We start from the raw sequence: 23,420 nt of genomic DNA, 5'->3' as shown, positions 1-23,420 counted from the left end.
TTTCAATTTAAGTCCATTTTGAATTGCTTGTTATTTTCTTTTATATCTACTAGCTTAAAAAGTATGATATTATTTTCTTCAATACCTAGTGCTTTTAAAGTGCCAAAATGTTTTTTGCTTTCTTTGATGTCATAATAGGAAACATGCCATTTTACATCTTTTCTAACTGACCTAATAATTTGTTGAAAATATGGCAGGTCAACTGGAGAGATAGAATGACCAAGAATATATACCTCTTCTACATTAATAATACTTTTAAAGAAAGCACTGTGTTCTTTTATGATATCTTTGGTAGGTTTGTATGTGTCTTTAAAATATCGCATTAAAGTTTCTTTACCCGTATCGTAAGAATAATCATAGTCATTATGTTGGTCATTCCAATCTTCTAATTGCTCTTCATTTAATCCGTCAGGAGGTATTTGTCTTTTTTCTTTAAAATTTTCAGGGTCAATTCCGTGTCCTAATACAATACCTTCACTATTGTAGAATACAGAATTATGAATGTAGACAATTTGTTTTTTGTCTATTTTGTATAAATGCTCTAAGGTGTTTGTGTAATTGAAAGTTAAAAATGTTGCTGATTTGTCAAGTTTAACATTATACTCAAAAGCAGTTTCGTGGAAATCAACATTTTTTATAAAGGCTTCAAATTCCGAAAAAAGTCCACTGGTCAGTTTTTGATAGTGTTCATGCATAATATCTGGAAATACATATCTATCTCTATCTCTAAAGTCATCACTTCCATAGCTTGGTAAAGTGTCTGCGTGTTCATAAATTATTTCTTTTATTTCTAAGTTTGCCAAATTTTCTTCAAATCTTGACCAAAGGTCTCTGTCAAACGATGGGTAAGAAATGTACTTTTCTAGAGTAATATACAAATCTTTGTTTTTTTTCTTAAGAAATTTCGCAAAATCATAATAGCTTGTTCTTAAATTATGATGAAGATCAAAACCGTTTCCTATTATGTATAATTTTTTTATTACCATTTCAGCTTTTCATCTGTATAATCATATCATTTTGAGTTATACATTATTAACTCAAACCTATTTATAAAAAGGCTAACAAACAAATGGTTGCCTTAGGTAAATGAATTGATTTTAACTGTCTTAATAGATGAAATATTAATGTAATTTTCTGAAAACGAAATGTATAAATAATAAAATTACATTTTATCATTTAGAAAAATCACCCCAAAAAGAGTATTTATACTAAAAAAAAGGGTATTTATACTACTAAGATATTAAAAAGAATTAATGAGCCTTTAGCTTTTTCTGCTATTAAATTTATAGTCTTACAAATCCAACATTAAATACAAGTGTAATGTCTTACTTATGTAGTTAACTAGACTTCAAATTACAACCAATATCGGTTGTAGTGCAAAAACATTCCAATTAATGGGTTTTCAAAGTGCAGAAAACGGCAAAAAAACGCAAAATTGTGCAAAAAATGGCAAATTTATACTGCTAAATTATTCTCCAACACATCCACCCTTGGCGATGCTGGCCTTAAAATCATATAGTAATAAGAATTACCATCATATCCGATATTGGCTTGGGTAGTTACATGTTTAATTAACTGATTAATTACCGATAGTTAACCGGTTAAAATAGTCTAACATAACCGACTTTGGCGGTGATGGCTAACCTTCACATAGGTTGTTCAAAGTGCAATAAACAGCAGAAAACGGCAAAAAACGTCCGTTGCCAACCTTAAATAATGGTTTAACACCGCCAGCTTTGGTGGTGCTGGGTTATAGTAACTGAAAATCACCACCGCCAAAGTTGGCTGTAGTGGGTGGTTACAAACCGGTTATTACCGGTTACTAACCGGTAATATTAGCTGTAACTATCACATAATAGCTGACTATATATATAGTAAACAAAATGTAACAATACCAGTATCGGAGGTGGTGGCTAAACGATGTCAATAAAGGGATTTTTATGGTTAAAGCTTCTTAATTTCCGTCAATGTTAACTTGGTCATTTTCTTTATTTCCTCGTTGCTCATGCCTGCTGCTTTTAATTTTTGCGCAATATCAATTCTTGCTTTCTTATCTGCTTTTTCTGTTGCAATCTCCGTTTTCATTTCGTTTAAATCGGCTTTTGTACGGTCAACCAATTCCCAAACACCACTGGTTTTAATTTTGGTCATTAAGCCATTATCATCAAAGCTGAAATATTGCTTTTCGGCAATAATGAGGTGGTCTATAACATTAATTTCTAAAAACTTGCCTGTTTTGTAAAGATAATCGGTTAAATCCTTATCAGCTTGTGAAGGAATGGTGCTACCGCTTGGGTGGTTATGCACAAAAACTACCTGTGTAGCCAGTTTGTAAATGGCCATTCTAAAAGCATCAGCAGGTTTAATATGTGCACGGTTTTGTGCCCCAAGTGCAAGCAGCTCAATAAACAATAACTTACTCTGGTTACTCAATCCTACAATCCATAAATGTTCTTGTGCTCTTCTTAATCTGTTTTCACGCAACAGAATTTGCTGCATTATCTTATAAACATCATCGGAGGTAACAACTTTTATCTTTTGGGCTTCGTTTAGTTTCACATTCATGGGATAAATATAAATGATTGCACTGCGAATATAATCAACAGTTATTGGTTGTTATTATAGTTTTGGACTTAATTTAAAAAAGATTATAAACTTAGGAAAAGTAGTTAATTAGTCACAATACTTTATTAAGTAAATTACAACCTGATAATGAAATTGAAATAAATATAACAACTAATAATTTAAAATACATTTAACATATTTTTTAGTATATTTTTAATATAATTGCGGCCAATTTTTTTTAAATCATTATGCAATTAAAAACCCATTGCTTCTCCCTTACAAAGCATTTAAAGGTAAACACTTTTCTTTTTTTATTACTATTAATCTCAAATTTTGCTGTTGCGCAAAGTGAGGAGCCACCTCCGAGCCCAGATACTACTTTTGCAGGTTACATTAATGATTATAAGGTAGATGTTGTATATACCTATGATATGATAAACTTAGATATAAATGTAGCATTGAATATAGATTCTTTAAGTTTAGGTGTACAATATGAAGTAATACAAACATTCTTAAACACAAAGAATGTACCAGTGATAATTAAAGATTTAGCCCCGTCTTGTACTTGTATTTCGACCGATTGGTATAAACAGCCTATTGCACCTGGTGCTACTGGATGGATAAAGATTAAATATTTGGCTACCATACCCGACAAAAAATCAAAATTGGTTAAGGCCATTATATATGATGAAAAGGGGTATAAACCAATGGGTATTCAACCAATAAAAATAAGTGTAAACGTAAAACAACCTGCAAATAACTAATATGAAAACAATAATAAAAATATCAATAATAGCATTAGGCTTATTTTTAACGAAACAATCGTTTGCACAAGACCCATACCAATTTACAACGGTAAAATATGCTTACGATGCCAATGGTAATAGATGGAATAGAAGTATATTATTTACATTAAACAAAATGAGCCCGTCAGATACTATTACTACTTCGGTTCATAAGCCCTTTAAAGAAAGTGTATTGGATTCGTTTGGAATAAAAGAAATTGTTATTTTTCCTAACCCAACTTTAGATATGGTCAAAGTAAACATTGTTAGTGCATTTGCATCTCCGTTAACAGGAACAATAAAAGTATTCAATACACTGGGTACCACCCAATATATTAATCAAACCATTCAATTGAATAACGATATTGATTTTACACTGCTTGCTGCTGGTTTGTATATACTTAAAATAGAGGTAAATGGTCAGGTGAAAACCTATAAAGTACTTAAAAATTAATCCAACCATTTACTGTATTGAACAAAATAAGTATGAATTTTAAAAGTGTATTAATTATAATAAGCGTATTAGTTTATACGCAATCATTTAAAGCAGTTGCGCAAACCTATGGAGTTGGTAATACCAGTGTAACAGCTGATGTGGGTCAGATGGGAAATGCAACAGCTACAATACCTATTTACTGCCCTTCTGGACGATTAGGTATAAAGCCAAGTGTAAACGTAGTGTTTAACAGCCAAGCCAATAGTGGTATATTGGGAAAAGGGTGGAATATAACGGGAATGAGTGTAATAAGTCGTTCCGGAAATAATTGGCATTTAGACAATGGTGTACAAGAAACCGTTAAGTTAAATGGAACTGATAAATTAACTTTAGATGGACAAAGATTGTTGTTGGTTCAAGGTCCAACCAATAGTTTTTTTACCCATAACAATGTTTTTAGAACAGAAGTAGATCAGTTTGTTAAAGTTACATATAAGAATGTTAGTGGAAACGAATATTTTGAAGTGGATACCAAAGATGGAGGTAAGGTATTTTATGGGCAAAGCAATAATAGCCAACATAAGCCGGATGGTTCCAGTAATGTTTTGGCCTGGTATATTAGTAAAAGCTATGATAGAAATGGAAATTATATGGAATATTTTTATTCCAATACTGGAGGACAAATATTATTAACACAAATAAAATATACTGGTTTTGATGCCACTATAAATGGTACTAAAACAAGCTCATTGGCCCAGGAGAATCCGTTTAATAAAATTACCTTTACTTATGAAACAACTACCTATGAGGGTAACCAATATGTTAATGGCGAAAAATTAGTGCAAAATAAACGTTTGCAAAACATTAAGACCTATGCTGATGCTAATTTAGCCAGAACTTATTCAATGGAATATACCACCGATGACATAAACTCTTATTTAGCCAAAGTAACTGAGCAAAATGGTAATGGGGAGGCTATGCACCCTATTGATATGACTTGGACACCTGATGCAAGTTCCGATAAAACGCGAATAAAGAAGATAATTGATTCAGAATTGTTTCCAAATAAATACTACGGAGATTTTGATGGGGATGCTAAAACGGATGTATTAATGGTTTCTGGAACTTTAAATCCATTAAATGGGGAGTTGTTAAATTCACCCAATTTTAAAATAATAAATTATAATGGGGTTGAGATAAAAAGTGGAGTAATTAGTATTACAGGTATAAGTTCAATTACAGTCGGAGATTTAAATACCGATGGAACTGACGATTTGCTTATTCAAACTGCATACAACGTGCATTCTGGACAAGATAGAACTGATAATGATATATGTCCTGATTATAATAGATATAAACTAAATAGAATTATGTATCATTATTATTTATGGGATACAAAGCTGGCTGCAGTCGTAAAGACTAACCTTTCAAATGATAATTATATTGACCGCACGGATTGCCATTTTCCGCCCCCTCCAGTACCAACAGGTGGATATTGTGCTGTTTCAGTTATTAATCCAAACTACAATAATTTCTTTTCAAGTGAGGAACAATTGTGGCAATTTCTGCACGTTGAGCCTGTTTTGGTAGATATGGATGGTGATGGGCGTTTAGATATTGTTTTAAAAGAAATGTGGGCAAAAAGAGAGATTAAAGCAACTACAGTGTGTGATGATATAGAAAGGACCGAGGTTAATTTTAATGAAGGTTTTATAATAAATTTATCTATTTATCCGTCAAGTCTCAATTTAATGAATTCAAATTTTGTTGATCAAAAAATTTCATTAACTGGTTCAGGAAATAGAATTGTTAGTTTTATTCCGATGGATTTTAATGGAAATGGAAAAACAGATTTTATGATAACTTATTTTAATAATACCACATCCATAATAGAATACAATAATATATCTCAAACTTTAGAACATTTATATGGAAATGGTAGTAATAGTTTTCCTACATACGACTATCATAAATTCTTAAAAACAGGCGATTTTAACGGTGATGGAAAAACAGATTTGGTATTTTATCACATGACTAATCCAAATAATACTAATAGTGTTAATACATGGCGTATTGCTTACTCAAATGGTATTGGGTTTGATGAAGTTGATGCCACTGATTTGGGATTGTCTCATAATATTAATCCCAATGGTTGTCGTCAACAAATAAGTAAGTATGGAGAACCTGTAGTTACTAAGTATGGGTTAATTTTGGAAGTTGGTGACTTTAATGGCGATGGAAAATCGGATATTATTGAAAGGCATCATCATGATAATAATAGTTCTAATCATACAGGAAATTCAATATACATTTACTATTCAAAAGGTTTTGGTTTCAAAGAGTTCTTAATTTCTGGTGGGCATGACAATCCTTTAGCTGTTTCTGGTAGCTCATCTTCTTTTCAATATTATGATTTAGAGAGAACCATAAACGCTGACTTTGACGGGGATGGCAAGTGTGATCAACTACTTTATAGTGGACAAGATGCTACAGGTTGGGCAAATGATATTTACAACGGAAGTAGTGCTACAAATGTTGTAGCCGTTTTGTTTGAAAGCTTTAAAAGCAGAAATAATAAATTAACCGAAATAAAATATAGCGACAAACATAAATTTACATTTCAATATTCTTTATATAGTGATGGATACAAAAAAAATTATTCAATATTAGGAAAGTGCCTAATTGTAGCGGCTCCAATATTTGTTGTTAGTTCGATGGATAATTCAGTCGATGGTTTGGTTAGTAAAACATATGGTTACAGTTATAATGATTTAATGTTAAATAAGCATGGACGTGGTTTAATGGGTTTTGGCGAATTGTCAATTAGTGAGACAAAAACTAATGGATTAACTAATGCAAATGTTCCCGTTACTATTCATAAATACAAGCAAAATCTAGAGTTTTTATATAAATTAGACTTATACAGTACTACCAATTATTTAGTAGCTAATGGAGGTTTTGCAGGTAGTAGTAACGAAGTCTCAAAAACTATTTATACCAATACGAACTTAAAAACAACGACATTAAATAATAATATTAATTTTTTCTATACCAGTAATACCGTTGAAACCAATAAATTAAATGGCTTGCGTAAAACTACCTGTTTTGAGTACGATGAAAACGGGAATTTAATACATATGCTAGAATCTTTTGATAAAACAAATAATACTATAGGTGTATATGAGTACACTAATACAAGCGATTTTAAGTATGAGCAATACAATAGTTGGATACCTGCCTCGTTAACTATAAGCAGGAATTGCCAGATAAGAAATAACAATACTGCTCCTTACTATGTACAAAAGGAAATGAAGTATTTTACCAATGGTAATTTAAATGAAACAGAATATTTTAAAAATAACCTAAGTTACTATTATAAAGAAATAATTAATTACGATAAATACGGTAATATAGTTTTTACAGCATTAGATAGTGCCAATAACAATACCACCAATGTGTTCAGAAATAAAAGTTTTACCTATACCGATGGTAGGTTTTTACAAAAAGTAAAAAATGCTTTAAACCAAGAAACGGTATTTGTTTATGAGCCCATGTATGGAAACAAAACTTCAGAAGCCGGTGCCAATAATTTAATCACTTCATATGAGTACGATAATTGGGGGAAACTGGTTAAAACCAATTATCCTAACGGTAATGTAGAGGATATAGTTTTTACTTGGTCACCAAGCAATACCATTAATGCTTATTATTTTGTTACTAAAACCAATAGTTTGGGTAATATGAGCTGGGATTATTACGATGCTTTGGGCAATAAAATAATGACTAAAAACAAAGGTTTTAAGGGTAAAGTGGCTACTAAAACATGGATTTACAATGCCGATAATTTACTGATAGAGGAAAGTAATTGGTTTGATGCTACTTCAAGCACCACCATTGGCAACACAAAAAAACTAACAATATATAGTTATGATATTTATAAAAGACCAGAAACCAAAAGGTATAGTGGTGCTTTAATGGCTACTTATATATACGATTACGGTACCACTAAAACAACAGTTAAAGATGGTAAAAACAGACAAAAATACACCCTGTTAAATGCCACTGGATTAGTAGAAACCGCTAGTGATAATGCAGGAAGCACTATTAGTTATAAATACGGCTCACACAATAAGTTAATAGAAACTACTACCAATGGTACCATTATAAGTATAGATTATAATGTACAACTGAACAAAATAAGCATGAACGACCCCAATACGGGAACTATCCTTTATGATTATAGTGCTTTTGGCGATTTAATAGGACAAAAAGATGCCAAGAATAATATGTATTATTTTAAATACGATGAATTAGGGCGACTTGCACAAAAATGGGGAGGCAACGATGTATATGAATACACCTTTTACAGTACAGTGGGTCATGCAAGTTTAAACCAAATACAAAAAGAAGAATTAAAAACCAGCGGTACAAGCAAACACAAAAAGGAATATACCTATAATAGTTTAGGCTCTCTCCAAAGTGTAGTGGAAACTTTACCTATCGATGTTTATACAACCAGTTATAGGTACGATGCCTACCAACGTATTGAAACAATAACCTATCCAATTCTTGAAATTACTCATGTTTATGATAATTATAATAATTTAGAAGCCATATGGCAAGAGGGGACTGCCATTTGGACTAAAAATAGTGAAGATGTAGATGGAAAAATGACAAGCGAAACTTATGGTAATGGTTTTACTACCACCTACGCTTTCGATAGCCATAGGCAATTGAGCGGTATTTATAGCGAAAATACTACTTCATCGCAAACAGCACTGTATGTTAATTATGATTTTGAATTAGAAACAGGAAATCTTAAAAACAGACAATACGATAATAACTCCATTGAAGAATTTGAATATGATAATTTGGATAGATTAGTAACGATTGATGAAACAATAAATGGTCTCAATAATATTAAGACATATAATTATGGGGCCAACGGCAATATTTTAGCTATTGAAAACGGGGGGCAACATACCTTAAAGTACGAAAGTGCCAAACCACATGCGCTTACCGATCATAAGTTTGAAAATACAGTAACAACAGTTCCAAGCCCATCTTTCGATCCCCATAATTATACCTATACCGCTTTTGATAAAATACAACATATAGAACAAAATGATATAGCCGTATTAGATATGGAGTATGGTGTGGACCAGCAACGTATCCATATGGCAGTAGCTGAGTATGGTACCGTTACCGTTGATAATTATTATGTTACCAGTGCAAATATGGAAATTATACAAGGACAAACCTATTCTTACTTGTATGCTGAAGGTAAAGCTTTTGCTTTGTATAAAGAGGGTGAACAGATGTTTTATTTACACCACGATTACCAAGGAAGCCTAATGGCTATAAGTACACAGGATGGTTATAGTGTAGAAAGAAGAAGTTATGATGCTTGGGGACGCCCGCGCGACCCAATTACTTGGAGCTATAATTTAGGTCAGGCTTTTGGTGGGGCTGGTTATGGTAAAACCATGCGTGGTTATACCATGCATGAGCATTTGGAAATGTTCAGCTTAATTAATATGAACGGTAGGTTGTATGACCCAATTGTGGGGCGCATGTTAAGTCCAGATAATTATATACAGGAACCCGGAAATACACAAAGCTATAACAGGTATAGTTACTGTGTAAACAACCCGTTAAAATACACCGACCCAAGCGGAAACAGTTGGGTTAATTGGGCCTATGCATTAGCTGGTGCTTATGGTGGCGGGGTAGCTGCAAATGGGGGTGAGTTAAATCCCCTTCATTGGAGCCCTACAAACCCGGGTACTTATTTTGGAATATTGGGAGGAGCAGCCATAGGTTATATGGGAGCCAACGGAACTACTTTTAATATTAATGCCAATATTAGTGGCGTTACTTTACCTTTAGGACGTATAACAGTAGGAATTGTAAATACAGCATTAAGTTTAGGTTTTGGCAGCGAAACCTTTGGAGGTTATTTAGGTAGCGATTTTGTATTAAAGCACAATAAAGAAAATAGCGGAAATGATTTGACCATGAATGACAACTATAGAACTATAGTAAATCCAGCGAAAAGAAGTTTTTTTACATTAGGAGATAAAGGTCGTGTTGAAATATATCAGTTTGAAAAATATTCTGATTTAGGTGTTTATGGGTTAACTATTGATTTAGGGTTTGACAATTTCGAACATGAGGGTAAATTTAATTGGGTGCAAACTGTTTGCACTAATCTGCCACAAGACGGCAAAGATTTTTGTGATATTGATGGATTTGCGCAGCCATATTATAATACTCCTTACATGAAATCGAAAGTGGATGATTTAGCAACATTCTTTGATGAACCTAAAAGGCCATGGAGTCTAGTCTCAGATATTGCTGGAGGATATATATTTTGGAGAGCAGAATTATCATTAATAAATGTTGATACTAGACAACGATTAGTAACTTTTACTTACGGTTTTGAAGTTGTAAATAAAGTTCAAACAAATTATATTCTGAGAAAAACGGAGCCTTCAGATTTTCATTTAAAATATATTCCTAAAAAATGAGTTCATTAGTTAATAATAGTAATAGGAACGTGCTAAAAATAGCTTTGCTTCTAATAAGTGCTTTTTATTTGAATAGTAATTCTGCACATAACCGCACGATTAAAATTGCAACTGAAAACAATCCTGTCTTGAGAGATACATTGTATGATAAGCAAAATGGTAATATTTATGTATTAGATAAAAACAGAATTTTTATTACGGCATATGATAAAGAGAAAAAATTACTTTGGAAAACAGATCCGGCTCTAGATTCTTTTTTACCTCAATATCAAATGGAGCAGTTTGAGTTAAAAAGACCTATTATAAAATACTTTTCTTTGCAAGAACTTAAAGATGATAAGAGAATGGAAGTAATTTGGATTGTTTTTAATAATACACAATTTGGCTATTTGCTGAAAAATAATGGCAAATTTTATTGGTTAGGTCAAGATTAAATTAATTGCATCATATGAAAATAAAGTATTTAATATTGTTTTTTTGTTCGCTATTTATAGTAGCATGTAATCAAAAAAACTATTCAAACGAAGCAATTGATTATATTGAACTAAGAAATTACAGAGATATAAACAGAATTAGCCCCCATTTATTACTTTCAAGTTATCCAACGGGTATTGATACAAGCTATTATTGGGTATTTAATGTTATTGTTCCAAATGATGTTTTACAACAAGTTAAACAAAAAAGCATCGTATTTAACGATGCTTTAAATATAACAGATACCTCTTTTCAAAATAATTTTTATATTGATGTTCATTATGCCAAAACCAATCGTTTAGAGAGTATAAAAATACCTGCTGATAAATGGGATAATTATTTTGATTTATTGATAGAGATTGTAGATAAAAACAAAATAAAAGATTTAGCTATTGTCAAGAAAAAACTAATTTACATGAAAGACTAAAGTGAAAACAGGTATTCATAATTTTGATACTAACATTATAGGTTCTTTTTTACTTTAAAATTTGTATTTACTATTGCAAACGTAGAAGCAAAATGAAAATAAAATAATGAAAAACAAACAAATTGTATGGCTTACTTTCTTTTGCTTAGCTGCTATTTGTTCCAAGGCACAATGGAGCTTGGGTGCTTTTAGCGGCTATCTGGTACCCATTGGTTATACTGCGCAGGAAGTAAATTTAAATAGGCTAAGCAGGGAATCAGATTATAGAACATTTTCAAAAGGTATTATACCTATTGGTTTATCGCTGAAATGTAAATTAGGTAAAAGATTTATGCTGTCAGGTGATTATTGTACCACTACTATAAACATGGACGATAGCTACATAGTAAATGTGAATGGCGAATCATATAAATCAACCTTCACCAATACTTTACAGTACTATAGTTTAGGAGCAAATTATTTATTTGCTAAAAATATTAATTATAGCAAATGGGTTCCATTGCTAGGTATTAATATAGGAATTTATTCTTCTGCTTTGACTACAACTATGGCGAAGAATAATGGAGAAGCATATACCGTTAGTTTCGATTCAAAAAACAGGTGGGCTGTTGGTACTAAAATGGGTGTTAGGTATACCTTAAGCAGCGAAATACATGCAGAAGCAGCTATCAGGTATAATTATATTTTTACTTCAGAGTTTGTGAAATCAAACAACAAGGGAAATCCGCCTCTTTCATTTAATAATTCCCAGCTTGTAGGCGTAGAATTAGGGGTTAATTTTGATTTTTAACTATGGTCATTATAAATAGTTTGCCTAATAAAAATACTCTGCTAAAATATGCTAGGTATCGTTACATAAATAAATGTGCACTTTTATGCATATTACTTGGTTTAAGTTACACACTGCAAGCGAAAAAAAGAGAACCCTTTACCTGTGACTTCCCAAGGAGTAGTAGCCATAAAGTATATAATTGGGCTAATACAGATGGTGAGAAATATTATGCAGATAAAAAATACAGGCTCTCACTTAATGGGGTGTATGCATACCGGTATGGCATTAATACCGAGTATCTGCTAAATAGCATTTTAAAAGACCTGGGCAATCAGTCAAAGCACTGTTTTGGTTTTACTGCCGATGCACATATGGCCTTGAATAAATCACGGAGAATATATGTAGGATTTTATTACAGTAGAATGCAAAGCAATGCAAGTGTTGAAAATACTACGTTTATTGCTAAACCCAATTTAGCAACCTACAGTGGAACGGCCTATTTGCAAACCAATATAAATGTTTTAGGTATAAGTGGAATGCTTGCTGTGGCTAGGAAAAAAGACAAACATTGCTTCTATTTTACCTTTGGTTTGAATAGTATACAATACTATGAAGATTTCAGGGTAGGTGATTATTATGCTACAGCCAAGCAAAATGCAATGGGTACTACATTAGGCTTTAAGTATGATAAACGCTTAAATAGAAATTGGGCATTGAATATGGGCTTAGCTATTGATAGGGGTATAATTACTAATATACTCACCATTGAAAATGGAATACCAGGTTCGTATAGTTATAATGAAGCTAATGCTATTAATTTGGCAAGGCTTAGTTGTTCCGTTGGACTTAGTTGTTATTTAGGGCGAAAAAAAAATGAAAAAAAAATATTATAGCATCATTTTAGTTTTTTGTATTGCATTTAGTGCTTGTTTAAAAGATACACCTGATGCGTGGGACAATGCCAATAAATTATCTCTGGGCATAGCCATTGTTGATGCAGAATACAACCAAAGTAGCGATAAGCTATATTTGCTTTCTGCTTCTTATCCTTATGAATTGCGTATTTTTAACGTAAACGATAATTCTTTTGATAAAATTCGTTTGAATTATCCTCCTAATTGTATTTCAGTAGTGCAAAATGGAAAGTATGCGGCAGTCGGCCATTCTAATAAAATTACCTATATTGATTTAATAACAAAAAGCATAAAAAGGGAATTTGATGTATCCGCAAACATATTTGATATTGTGTTATACGATAGCACCAATATAATAGCAAATACCAATAATACTGACTCTATCTATTGGATTAATACCAATACAGGTAAATTGGTTTTGGAAAGTTTTGGAACGACTTACTATCCGTCTCCTATAAAATTACATCCAAAAGGCAATTATATTTTGGGCCTTACGCCTTACTTCTATTATAAGTTAAATATTGCAAATAATAAGCTTGTTTGTTTAAAAAGTGATAGCTCTAATTTAAATAATTTGGGTTTTAATTTTTGGTTTGCCAATAACTCCAGTATGATTTATAGTTCATTTGGAGGTATATTATTAGCAGGAGACTCTTTAACAGACAAAGTTAATTTAATTAGCAGATTAAGTTCCAATCTACAAAGTTACCAAATTTATAGTGCAGTAGAATCCAAAAGGAATCAAAAAATATATACAGCCACTAAATATACTAATCTTAAGGTGAATTCTCTGGCTTGTTTTGATGGAGTAAACTATACACTATTAAATATACTTCCATTAAAAAATATACTTTACCCATTAAATGGAAAAACAGAATTAGCTGTTGCGAGTCCTAGTTATGTTTTCGTAAACAGTACTAACGACAAAATAATTGTAGTAGCTGTTGGTGGCCTTTCTAGTTGGGGCTTAGAGGTGCTGGATGCGAAATGATGAAGACAGCTTTTCGATTACACTACTAACAGAATAGATTTAAATTATGCTATTTTCAGGATTATTGGTTCCTGTTTTACTGGTTTGGGTGTTGGGCGAAGCAGGTAATCTATAAAATTAATAGCAATTCCAATTGCTAAAAGTTTAATAATCGCCTCACCAATGGACATATTTTTCACAAGTTCCATTAATCGATTTTCGGTAAATCCTTGTAGTAAATTATTTTGATTGATTGGATTTTTTCTAATCATTTCTTGTTTAGCTATATTTAGCCTTGCTTTCGTTAATGCTTCTTTTTTGAGTTTATCAAAATTAAAACCGATTAGTAGGTCAATTCCGAACCGTTCCGAACACCATAATTTGATTCCCCACCACTTTAATTATATCCGAGCATTAGGAAATAATATAAATTATATTACTTTTGAAAGATATGAATGAAGAGTTAGATAAAATTAATGCCTTGCATGATTACTTTACTGTTTCAGCCGATGAAATTGAAAACTTGGAGGAGTATTACCCGTTAATCAAAGAAACAGTAGTGCCTTTATCTTTTACAGGAGTAAATGCAAAAACATTTCATTCATGGAAACAAAATGGATTGGTTGATTTAACGATTTTAAAAAAGACAGATGATACAGGTCGTGTATGGATTAAATTAAATCTATACGAATATGTTTGGATTAAGATTATCCAGTTTATGCGTGATTTTGGCTTGCCCTATGAGGTAATTAAAATAATGAAGGTGGAAATGGAGTCGAAGATACATGAGCAACTTTTAAGTGGATTAGAAGCCGCTGAAAATTATTGGCGTAATGAATTACAATATAACGAAGAAAAAATCCAAGCATTAAAAGAAAGCTATCATAAAACTGCCAATGCCATGTTTATGGCATTTGACCCCAAAGACCCCTATGAACAAGAAAAAACGGTGTTATTTGGTTTTATAAAAACAATCATAGTACAGCAATCTATGGTTTCTATCATTCTAGTTAAACAAAAAGATAATTTTTTAATAGATGCTATATTTTATGAAAGTCCTCAAGGTCTAGCTAAGTTAAACTATGCAAATATTAAAAGACCTCGTTTTGAGATTCCAGTAAAAGCAATAATAGAAGAGTTTTTTGAAGAGCCTAAAAGTGAAGAATATGGGTTGCAATTGGGATTGTTTAATGCAAAGGAAAAAAGAGTATTGGATGCTTTAAGACAAAGAGATTTCTTAGAATTAATTATAAAACTAAATGGTGAAGATGATTTTATTATAGAAGCAACAAGTGAAGGAAGCATTACAAACGAGCAAGCAGCATATATCAGAAAAACACTGGGTCTAGGCAGCTACGATTCAATAACACTAAAACATAGAAATAACAAAAATCTTTACTTTAAAAAAACTAGACGAATATAATAACTGCCCTTGGGCAGACTCTAAATAAACAGACCCGCTTTAGCGGCTCTAGCATGAACAACTATTAAAACCTCGAAGCCCGAGCTTTTAGTTACACAGCCCAAACGCTGTTATGTTAAGTTTAGAACAATGTAAAACCATTTTACAACAACAAGGAAACAAGTACACACAAGAAGAAACACAACAAATCAGAGATTTATTACTGGAGTTAATCGAATTCCAAAACATTCACACAAACAAAAATTTTGACTATGATAAAGAAAGCGGCATTAATGGCGAGAGTTTCGAGTGACGAACAAGCCAAAGGATATTCATTAGATGTGCAATTAGATAGCTTAAACAAGTATTGTGAGCGCAATACAATATTCATTGCCAAAGTGTTTAAAGAGGATTATTCCGCTAAAACATTTGATAGACCTGCTTTTAAGGAGTTTATTACTTATCTGAAAAAGAATAAGGGTACAATTGATGTACTCTTATTCACCTCATGGGATAGGTTCTCACGCAATACTGCCGAGGCTTATATGATGATTAGCGAATTAAAAAAGCTAGGAGTACAAGCACAAGCCATTGAACAACCCCTTGATATGGCTATACCCGAAAATAAAGCTCTTTTAGCATTCTATCTAGCACTACCCGAAATTGATAATGACAGGCGTTCTATTAAAATAAATGGAGGTATCAGAGGGGCAAGGAAACAAGGGCGTATTACTTGTTCTGCCCCTAGAGGATATGCAAACAAAAGGGATGAAAACAACAAGCCTATTATTGTTCCTAATGAGGAAGCCGCTGCCATTGCCAATGCTTTTAGAGAAATAGCCAAAGGAGTAGCTATGCCAATTATAAAAGAACAGTTAAAGGAGAAAGGTGTTACTATATCAAGAACACAACTTTATGTAATGTTTCGTAACCCGATGTATTATGGTTATATCAAAGTACCCGCAGGAGAAAATGAAAAGGAATACCTTACAAAAGCAGTACACGAGCCTATCATATCAGAGGACATATTTAACCAAGTACAAAACAGATTATACAAAAGGAGAATTGAAACCAATAAGCATAGTGTAGTAACTCAAAAGGATGAATTACCGTTAAGGGGTATTTTAGTTTGTAACCATTGCGGAGGACATATTACGGGCAGTGCTTCTCGAAGTAGAACAGGGAAAAGACATTTTTATTACCATTGCAATAGTTGCAAAAAACAAAGGTATAAAGCGGATTTAGCCAATGAAGCTATGGAGAAAATCTTAGCGGATTTTAAATTTTCAAATGACATACAAAATTTATATCAGGCATTAGTTAAAGATACCATAGGTATCAATACGAATAGAGATGAAAAGAAAATAAAGGATTTAAAGGCGCAAATTAGTCAACAAGAAACACGCTTACAGAACCTACAAGATATGTTAGTAGATAACAAAATAACCCATTCGGATTATGCTAGCATGAGAAAGAAATATGAGGAACTAAAAAGCGATTTAGTACAGCAACTTGATACGCTGCAACAAAACGATACTTTGCTAATTCAGAAAATAGAAAAATCAATCAAATGGGTATCGAATCTTGAAAACATCTATCAAACATGCGATGTAAGAGGTAAAGGGCTTTTATTAAGTTCGATATTCCCCAAAAAGTTGAGTTTTGATGGTTTTAAATGTCGAACCACAAAAGTAAACGAATTTGTGAGGCAGACACTCAATATTGATAACGGTTTCAAAGGGACAAAAAAAAGACAACTCTCAAATAACTTGGAGTTGTCCTGTTTGGTGGAGTTGGAGGGATTCGAACCCTCGTCCGGAAATGGAATTGCTATGCCTTCTACATGCTTATAGAAACATTGTTTGTTCGAACTAAGTTGGCTGTTCCTCGGGCCTGCTTAATTTATAGTTTATTAAGTACTTAAAGCAGCCATAAACATACTGCTAAAAGGTTTGGTTTAAATGATGCCTCTATTGTAAAACGAAACAAAACTTAACATTTTACGAGACAATGGCAATTGCTTAATCCTAGATTAAGCAGCCATAGCGAAGTTAGACTCGCCAGATAGAATTTTGAGACTTGCTATTAACGAGCTAAATTCTCCACGCTCGGCATGCTAACATAACCCTTGCTCACCCCGTCAAAACCGGTCAACCCCCATTATAGCATCTGGCTTCTGGCTTTCGGCTATTAGCAAAATGCTAGTAGCCAGCGGCCAGTTGCTAGGTGCAATATTTTATTCAAAATCAATCATTTTCTGGTTTTTATCAACCACATTTTTTTCGGCTATATGTATTTTTTTTACTACTCCATCCGTAGTAGCTTTTATAATATTTTCCATTTTCATGGCTTCTAATATCAATAACCCGTCACCTTTTTTTACTGCTTGCCCTTCGCTTACCAATACTTTTAAAACCAAGCCCGGCATGGGTGCTTTTAACAGGTTTGCTTTATTACCCATTAATTTATCCATACCCAATTGTTTCAATAAGTCGTCATACTTATCTTTAATTTCAACGGTTTGCTTTTTACCATTTACCAATATGGTTTGGTTTTTGGCTTGTTCGTCTTTAGCTAAAAGTTCAATATTGTACGACTGGTTATTAATTAACACATGAAATTTATTGCGATCAATCTTTACTACATCGGCATTTACAGCTTGCCCATCCAGTAAAACGGTTTCCATTTTTTTGTCGAATAAATACTCTTGTTGGTTTAATTGAATGCGCAACATGTTTTAAAAAGCTTTTATGTCATTAATTTTTGCTATTGCTTACATACTTGTTATTATTGCACGAATGAATAAAATATGCTTACTAATAGCTACAGCAGTAATTTTTACTGCGGGCTGCAAGGTAAATAAAAATAGCGATACCCAAAACAGTCAGCCAAGTTTATTGGCTAAACAAATAAATATTGTTGCTTTTAAAAGTCCGGCTGAGTATCAGGCCAGCAGAACTAAAAGTATTGACTTATTGCATACCTCGCTTAAAATTAGGTTTAACTACGAAAAACAACATGCTTATGGCCAAGTAAATTTATTGTGTAAGCCCTATTTTTATGCTACCAATACGGCTGTTTTTGATACCAAAGGGTTGGAGTTGCACAGAGTAGCCATTATTAAAAACAAGGATACGGTGAATGTAAAGTATACTTACGATAGCTTGCAATTGCATATTACGTTAGATAAAACGTATACCAACAGTGAAACCTTTCAGGTGTTTATAAATTATACAGCCAAGCCTAATGAAATAAAAGCAGAAGGAAGTGCTGCCATAAGGGATGCCAAAGGTTTGTATTTTATTAATCCGCTAAAAACGGATGTAAATAAACCACGCCAAATATGGACACAAGGAGAAACAGAAAGCAACAGTTGCTGGATGCCTACCATTGATGCACCTAATGAAAAACATACACAGGAATTATGGATAACGGCTCAGGCCAATGAGGTTACTTTGAGCAATGGTAAACTAATCAGTGTAACACAAAATGCTGATGGTACGCATACTGATTACTGGAAACAAACTTTACCACATGCACCTTATTTAACCATGATGGCTATTGGCGAATTTGCTATTACCAAACATAAATGGCACGACTCTATAGAGGTGAGTTATTATTTAGAAAAAGACTATCATCCGTATGCTGATTTAATTTTTGGCCCGACCAAAGAGATGTTAACCTGTTTTAGTCAAAAGCTGGGTGTTGATTACCCTTGGGAAAAATTTAGCCAGATAATTGTACGCGATTTTGTGAGTGGTGCTATGGAAAATACTTCGGCTGTATTGCATGGCGAGTTTGTACAACACGATGCACGCGAACATTTGGATAATGACCAAGAAGATATTATAGCACATGAAATGTTTCACCATTGGTTTGGCGATTTAACTACGGCTGAAAGCTGGAGTAATTTACCCTTGAATGAAAGTTTTGCTACTTATGGTGAATATATATGGAATGAATGGAAACATGGCAATATAGAAGCCGATGCAGTATTTGAATCAAACCTAAATGGCTATTTAAGAAGTAAGCAGAATGCAGCCAAAACACCTATTCGTTTTTATTACCACAACAAGGAAGATATGTTTGATGGCGTAAGCTATAGCAAAGGTGGGCGTATATTACATATGCTCAGAAAGGAAGTAGGCGATGATGCATTTTTCAAATCACTGCAATTGTATTTAACTAAAAACAGGTTTAAGAGTGCAGAAATACATGACCTACGTTTGGCTTTTGAAGAAACTACGGGGTTGGATTTAAACTGGTTTTTTAACCAGTGGTTTTTAAAAGCAGGCCACCCGGAGTTAGAAGTAAAAACTACCTACCATAGTAATTCAGCCCAAATGCAGGTTATACAGAAGCAAGATAGCAGTGTTGGTTTGTACCGTTTGCCATTTGTAGTGGAAGTATATGATAAACGAGGTGTGAAGCAAGTACCTGTATTGGTAAGCAAAGCAACACAAACATTTACTTTTGAAGGCGATTCAGTTTATTTAATCAATTTTGATGCAAACAAGGCTTTGGTAGCTAAGTTAGACTGGAAACAAAGTGAAAGCAACTGGTATACACAATTAACTAAAGTAAATACATGGAAAGCCAAAGAACAAGCTATGACGGGTTTGTTTGAAACCTATAAAGAAAATGGCAATGAGTTAACTCCGTATTTAAAAAATGCGATTGAGTATTGTTTAAACCATACGCATCATCAAATAGTACAATTGGGTATAAGAACCATTACTTTATTAAATGCAAAACACCAGCCCGAGTTTGAAAAGTTAATGACCCCTTTGCTTCATTTTAAAAATAAAGCTTCTATACGTGCATCGGCCTTGTTGTATTTTTATACTTTAAACAATAAAAAGTACATTCCTTATTTTACCGAAGCACAATTTGATAGCTCCAACCAGGTAGTGGCCAATGCCATGTACGGGTTAAATTATACGGACAGTTTATTGGCACTGGAAGTGGCTAACAAATGGCGTAACTATAAAAATTATTCCATTGCTATGGCGGTAAGTTCTGTTATATCAAAAAACTCGTTACAGGATGAAAATACATTTTTTAGTAATGCCATTAACAATACCAGTTTTGGTAAACGAAATATTATGTATGCGTATAGCAAATATTTAATACGTTCTAAAATAGATTATGTAGCCAATGCCGTTCCTGTGTTTGAGCAAATAAATAAAAAGCTGGAAGGAGAGGAGCGAAAATATTTACTGTTCAATACGGTTAATGAAGTAAAGGAGTATTTGGAAGGTAAAAATAGTGCCATAAAAAAAGCATTGCAACAAAATAATAGCAATGCTGAATTAACTGCTGAAAGCAAAAAGATTGAGCAAGTTATCGACCAGTTGGAGGCGCTTGTAAAAGAACATTAATTTAAGCTTAAAAAGCAGCGCCTTAGTTTTGTTGTTTTAGTTTGATAAATACTATAAGTTTACAAAACAAATTTTTGCTTAGCCATTGGATTCAAAAGAAATAATATCACTTTTAACATTGCTTGATGATAGCGACAAGGAAGTTGCTAATTTAGTAGAGCAAAAGTTATTGTCTTATGGAATTGATGCCTTGCCTATTATAGAGCAACAGTTAGTTGTAAACCACGATGAAGAAAGTGTTTTGGTCATTAGCCAACTGGTTGATAAAATACAATACAATAAACTGCTTGTTGATTTTAAACACTGGTTGTATAGCGAAGACAGGGATTTATTGGAGGGTGTATTTTTGGTTACACAGTTTAAATATCCTAAAGTACAAAAGCACGAGCTGAATGTAGAAATAGAAAAAATTCGTTTAACAGCTTGGCTTGAAATGCGCCACGATGTTACTCCGTTTGAAAAGGTAAAAATACTGAATTATGCTTTTTACCAGATACATGGTTTTAAAGGAAATGTAGAGAATTATCATAACCCCAGTAACTCTTTTATAAGCGATTTTTTTGTAACCAAACAAGGTAACCCAATTATGTTATGCATAGTTTATATGCTGGTTGCTCAAAAACTACAGTTGCCTGTTTTTGGTATAAACTTACCTCAACATTTTATGTTGGCCTATTTGGAAGAAGATAAATTTGATTTAAGCCATTTTGATTTTAACAACGACAAAAAAATAAGTGCTGAAAACAAACAGGCTTTATTTTATATCAATGCGTTTAACAATGGCGGTATATTTACCCGAACAAGTCTTGAGCAATTTGTAACACAAATGCGTTTAGAGCTATTACCTGCTTATTTTGAACCTTGCGATAATGTTACTATTATAAAAAGAGTTTTACGTAATCTGGCGGCAGCTTATAAAATGGGAGGTGATACGGAGAGTGAAGCGCAGGTGTTTAATATATTGTATATTTTAGGGGAGCCTCCTTTGAATCATTTTACTGATATTACAGGTGCCAATTTTGATGAGTAACAGGCGTTACTTCTTTTTTACTTTCCACTCCTCATAACAATTTTTAATGGCTAAAATTATTTCATACTCGTTGGAGTTTAGGACAAAATAATTAGGCAAATTACAAAAGTGCATTAAGTCTTGCGCTTTGGCATCATTCAATAGCGTAGCTCTTTTAACCAAATCAATATTGTATTTTTCGCTTACTAAGTTATGCTCCTGATAAATTTCAAGCAGGCGCATAAGCCTTTCGTATTCTTGTATTTTTTTATTTCCACCAGCTAAAATACTACTTAACATACCTCCTTGTGAAGCATTGTATATGGATATGGAGGTATTGTAGTTGTTTAAAAGGGGATCTGTCTTTAAGCGTTTAGCAGCTGCTCTGGCCATAGAGTCCTGCTTACGTTTTTGTCCTGAAATATTTACTTCACGTAATTTTATATAACTGCGTTGCAGTTTTATTACTATGGGTACATCGCCCTGGTTTATATAGTTAGCACATACCAAAGTATAGGTTTTATAACCTATTACTGAAAACTCTAGTGTATCGGTAGTTAAAACATTAATACCAAAGGCTCCAAACCTGTTGGTGATGTACCTGTTGTTTGAACTTATATTATGAATATTGGCAAGGGCAATAGGTGAACTGGTATCGGCCCCTACAACATAACCTTTAATATATAGCTTATTCTGTTGCGCTTTACTTGTTGTAAAACACAATAGCATGAGTATTGTAAAAAAGGAACTTAATTTTTGCAAGTGATCTATTTTAGGGTTAATACGAACAAAGTTGCAATTAGTTACCAAATAAGCCACCTAAGCCCGGCATCATGCTACCCATAAGAGAACGCATTTCGGCTGCAGAAACGTTTTCTGCTTGTTCTAAGGCACGTTCAATAGCTGTTACTAACAGTTCTTCTACTTGCTCTTTGTTTTCTGCTTTCAGCAAGTTTTCATCAATGCTAATATTGGTAATTTTTTTGTTTCCATTGGCAATTACTTTAATCCCTTCGGCATTACCTTCTACTGTTATTAATTCTAATTTTTGTTTTATCTGTTCAGCCTTTTCTTTTGCTTCGTTTAATTTTCCAAACATGGTTTTTATTTTTAAGTGAAAGCAAATATAACCATTGCTCAAAAAATCAAATAATATTAATGTTTTTAGTGAGTAAAAGTGTGTTATTGGTTTGGTTTATTTTGAGTTACAGCATTTGTAACGGGGTAATGGTAAAAGATGCTGGTAAATATGTCAATAATTTTTCTAATTTGCAGGTAAAGAATGGGTAAGTACATACTAAAAATATTTTTAATAGGTGTAGCAATTTTTATTGTTGGAAGCATTTATGCGCAAAACGACAGCATACCCAAAAAGAAACTAAAAACGCAGAAAGGCAATGCCAGTTACTATGCCCGTAAGTTTGAAGGACGGAGAACGGCTAGCGGAGAAAAATATAGAAGGAAACTGTTAACGGCTGCTCACAGAACTTTACCTTTTAATACACGGGTAAAAGTTACCAACCCTAAAAATGGAAGATGGGTTATTGTACGTATCAACGATAGGGGGCCTTTTCATAAAAAAAGAATTATTGATGTATCGGAAAGGGCTGCCCGTCATTTAGGTATTTTTGGTCACGGTTTTAGTATGGTTATTATTCATGAGGTGCCTGATAGTGCTCAGTTATGGATAGATAAATCGCAATAGGTATTAACAAAAAAGCCTCCGTCAATATTTGACGGAGGCTTTTTTTATGG

19 protein-coding genes and 1 other RNA gene are annotated in these 23,420 nt (G+C 32.9%); 13 read left to right on the top strand and 7 right to left on the bottom strand.

The genetic code is table 11. The features are described 5' to 3' along the window. Positions 1-2 precede the first annotated feature (2 nt). Both V4538_13990 and V4538_13985 read right to left on the bottom strand, forming a co-directional pair. The gene (locus V4538_13990) at positions 3-986 is read right to left on the bottom strand and encodes a bacteriophage abortive infection AbiH family protein (GenBank protein ID MES2382152.1); all 984 of its coding nucleotides are present in this window, start codon (positions 984-986) and stop codon (positions 3-5) included. 958 nt (positions 987-1,944) lie between these two features. After that, positions 1,945-2,565: a JAB domain-containing protein gene (locus V4538_13985; protein ID MES2382151.1), complete on the bottom strand. Its 621-nt coding sequence runs from the start codon at positions 2,563-2,565 to the stop codon at positions 1,945-1,947. A gap of 248 nt (positions 2,566-2,813) precedes the next feature. Here V4538_13985 and V4538_13980 point away from each other — a divergent pair, with 248 nt between their 5' ends. From V4538_13980 to V4538_13945, 8 genes are all read left to right on the top strand, one after another. Further along, positions 2,814-3,329, top strand: a complete 516-nt coding sequence (locus tag V4538_13980; GenBank protein ID MES2382150.1) for a DUF1573 domain-containing protein — start codon at positions 2,814-2,816, stop codon at positions 3,327-3,329. A 1-nt stretch (position 3,330) separates the two neighbouring features. After that, positions 3,331-3,804, top strand: coding sequence for a T9SS type A sorting domain-containing protein (locus tag V4538_13975; GenBank protein ID MES2382149.1), 474 nt, complete (start codon positions 3,331-3,333; stop codon positions 3,802-3,804). 32 nt (positions 3,805-3,836) lie between these two features. Beyond that, positions 3,837-10,316, top strand: coding sequence for an FG-GAP-like repeat-containing protein (locus tag V4538_13970; protein ID MES2382148.1), 6,480 nt, complete (start codon positions 3,837-3,839; stop codon positions 10,314-10,316). After that, positions 10,313-10,750 carry a hypothetical protein gene (locus tag V4538_13965; protein MES2382147.1) on the top strand — a complete coding sequence of 146 codons (438 nt, stop codon included), beginning with the start codon at positions 10,313-10,315 and terminating at the stop codon, positions 10,748-10,750. The genes V4538_13970 and V4538_13965 overlap by 4 nt, the downstream gene beginning before the upstream one ends. 14 nt (positions 10,751-10,764) lie before the next feature. Next, entirely contained in the window at positions 10,765-11,217 is a 453-nt protein-coding gene (locus V4538_13960) for a hypothetical protein (protein MES2382146.1), read from the top strand. Positions 11,218-11,323: 106 nt separating this feature from the next. Further along, entirely contained in the window at positions 11,324-12,007 is a 684-nt protein-coding gene (locus V4538_13955; protein ID MES2382145.1) for an outer membrane beta-barrel protein, read from the top strand. 2 nt (positions 12,008-12,009) lie between these two features. Next, a complete protein-coding gene (locus V4538_13950) occupies positions 12,010-12,882 on the top strand; it encodes a hypothetical protein (protein MES2382144.1) in 873 nt (290 codons plus the stop codon). Continuing rightward, entirely contained in the window at positions 12,863-13,894 is a 1,032-nt protein-coding gene (locus V4538_13945; protein ID MES2382143.1) for a hypothetical protein, read from the top strand. Before V4538_13950 ends, V4538_13945 begins: the two co-directional genes overlap by 20 nt. Positions 13,895-13,938: 44 nt before the next feature. Here the strand turns inward: V4538_13945 and V4538_13940 are convergent, their stop codons facing one another. After that, entirely contained in the window at positions 13,939-14,145 is a 207-nt protein-coding gene (locus tag V4538_13940) for a hypothetical protein (GenBank protein MES2382142.1), read from the bottom strand. Between the two features lie 179 nt (positions 14,146-14,324). Between V4538_13940 and V4538_13935 the strand changes: the two genes are divergently transcribed. Continuing rightward, the gene (locus V4538_13935; protein MES2382141.1) at positions 14,325-15,296 is read left to right on the top strand and encodes a hypothetical protein; all 972 of its coding nucleotides are present in this window, start codon (positions 14,325-14,327) and stop codon (positions 15,294-15,296) included. Between the two features lie 112 nt (positions 15,297-15,408). Continuing rightward, positions 15,409-15,588 carry a hypothetical protein gene (locus tag V4538_13930; protein MES2382140.1) on the top strand — a complete coding sequence of 60 codons (180 nt, stop codon included), beginning with the start codon at positions 15,409-15,411 and terminating at the stop codon, positions 15,586-15,588. Between the two features lie 1,472 nt (positions 15,589-17,060). On the opposite strand, the gene ssrA is transcribed toward V4538_13930, so the two are convergent. Both ssrA and V4538_13920 read right to left on the bottom strand, forming a co-directional pair. Beyond that, positions 17,061-17,433: a transfer-messenger RNA gene (ssrA, locus tag V4538_13925) on the bottom strand. A gap of 78 nt (positions 17,434-17,511) precedes the next feature. Then, on the bottom strand, positions 17,512-18,009 hold the full coding sequence (locus tag V4538_13920; protein MES2382139.1) for a biotin/lipoyl-containing protein: 498 nt from the start codon (positions 18,007-18,009) through the stop codon (positions 17,512-17,514). Positions 18,010-18,025: 16 nt separating this feature from the next. On the opposite strand from V4538_13920, the gene V4538_13915 reads away from it, so the two are divergent. Continuing rightward, positions 18,026-20,656 carry a M1 family aminopeptidase gene (locus V4538_13915; GenBank protein MES2382138.1) on the top strand — a complete coding sequence of 877 codons (2,631 nt, stop codon included), beginning with the start codon at positions 18,026-18,028 and terminating at the stop codon, positions 20,654-20,656. Positions 20,657-20,741: 85 nt separating this feature from the next. Then, positions 20,742-21,686: a transglutaminase-like domain-containing protein gene (locus V4538_13910; protein MES2382137.1), complete on the top strand. Its 945-nt coding sequence runs from the start codon at positions 20,742-20,744 to the stop codon at positions 21,684-21,686. A gap of 6 nt (positions 21,687-21,692) precedes the next feature. Here V4538_13910 and V4538_13905 read toward each other — a convergent pair whose 3' ends face one another. Together V4538_13905 and V4538_13900 are read right to left on the bottom strand one after the other, a co-directional pair. Continuing rightward, complete coding sequence (locus V4538_13905; GenBank protein ID MES2382136.1) at positions 21,693-22,394, bottom strand: carboxypeptidase-like regulatory domain-containing protein; 702 nt, start codon at positions 22,392-22,394, stop codon at positions 21,693-21,695. A gap of 70 nt (positions 22,395-22,464) precedes the next feature. Further along, positions 22,465-22,764, bottom strand: a complete 300-nt coding sequence (locus V4538_13900) for a YbaB/EbfC family nucleoid-associated protein (protein ID MES2382135.1) — start codon at positions 22,762-22,764, stop codon at positions 22,465-22,467. Between the two features lie 183 nt (positions 22,765-22,947). On the opposite strand from V4538_13900, the gene V4538_13895 reads away from it, so the two are divergent. After that, positions 22,948-23,370, top strand: a complete 423-nt coding sequence (locus tag V4538_13895) for a septal ring lytic transglycosylase RlpA family protein (GenBank protein ID MES2382134.1) — start codon at positions 22,948-22,950, stop codon at positions 23,368-23,370. Positions 23,371-23,420 lie beyond the last annotated feature (50 nt).

The sequence above is a fragment of the Bacteroidota bacterium genome (genome assembly GCA_040388375.1).
In the GTDB taxonomy this organism is placed as follows: domain Bacteria; phylum Bacteroidota; class Bacteroidia; order UKL13-3; family UKL13-3; genus JAAFJM01.
The sequence above is the reverse complement of the archived record's forward strand: the minus strand, read 5'-3'. Positions and strand labels throughout refer to the sequence as shown.

Excerpts from the sequence above, each read along its gene's own strand:
- V4538_13990 (MES2382152.1), bottom strand. The coding sequence starts at position 986 with ATGGTAATAAAAAAATTATACATAATAGGAAACGGTTTTGATCTTCAT.
- V4538_13985 (MES2382151.1), bottom strand. The coding sequence starts at position 2,565 with ATGAATGTGAAACTAAACGAAGCCCAAAAGATAAAAGTTGTTACCTCC.
- V4538_13980 (MES2382150.1), top strand. The coding sequence starts at position 2,814 with ATGCAATTAAAAACCCATTGCTTCTCCCTTACAAAGCATTTAAAGGTA.
- V4538_13975 (MES2382149.1), top strand. The coding sequence starts at position 3,331 with ATGAAAACAATAATAAAAATATCAATAATAGCATTAGGCTTATTTTTA.
- V4538_13970 (MES2382148.1), top strand. The coding sequence starts at position 3,837 with ATGAATTTTAAAAGTGTATTAATTATAATAAGCGTATTAGTTTATACG.
- V4538_13965 (MES2382147.1), top strand. The coding sequence starts at position 10,313 with ATGAGTTCATTAGTTAATAATAGTAATAGGAACGTGCTAAAAATAGCT.
- V4538_13960 (MES2382146.1), top strand. The coding sequence starts at position 10,765 with ATGAAAATAAAGTATTTAATATTGTTTTTTTGTTCGCTATTTATAGTA.
- V4538_13955 (MES2382145.1), top strand. The coding sequence starts at position 11,324 with ATGAAAAACAAACAAATTGTATGGCTTACTTTCTTTTGCTTAGCTGCT.
- V4538_13950 (MES2382144.1), top strand. The coding sequence starts at position 12,010 with ATGGTCATTATAAATAGTTTGCCTAATAAAAATACTCTGCTAAAATAT.
- V4538_13945 (MES2382143.1), top strand. The coding sequence starts at position 12,863 with ATGAAAAAAAAATATTATAGCATCATTTTAGTTTTTTGTATTGCATTT.
- V4538_13940 (MES2382142.1), bottom strand. The coding sequence starts at position 14,145 with ATGATTAGAAAAAATCCAATCAATCAAAATAATTTACTACAAGGATTT.
- V4538_13935 (MES2382141.1), top strand. The coding sequence starts at position 14,325 with ATGAATGAAGAGTTAGATAAAATTAATGCCTTGCATGATTACTTTACT.
- V4538_13930 (MES2382140.1), top strand. The coding sequence starts at position 15,409 with ATGTTAAGTTTAGAACAATGTAAAACCATTTTACAACAACAAGGAAAC.
- V4538_13920 (MES2382139.1), bottom strand. The coding sequence starts at position 18,009 with ATGTTGCGCATTCAATTAAACCAACAAGAGTATTTATTCGACAAAAAA.
- V4538_13915 (MES2382138.1), top strand. The coding sequence starts at position 18,026 with ATGTCATTAATTTTTGCTATTGCTTACATACTTGTTATTATTGCACGA.
- V4538_13905 (MES2382136.1), bottom strand. The coding sequence starts at position 22,394 with ATGCTATTGTGTTTTACAACAAGTAAAGCGCAACAGAATAAGCTATAT.
- V4538_13900 (MES2382135.1), bottom strand. The coding sequence starts at position 22,764 with ATGTTTGGAAAATTAAACGAAGCAAAAGAAAAGGCTGAACAGATAAAA.
- V4538_13895 (MES2382134.1), top strand. The coding sequence starts at position 22,948 with ATGGGTAAGTACATACTAAAAATATTTTTAATAGGTGTAGCAATTTTT.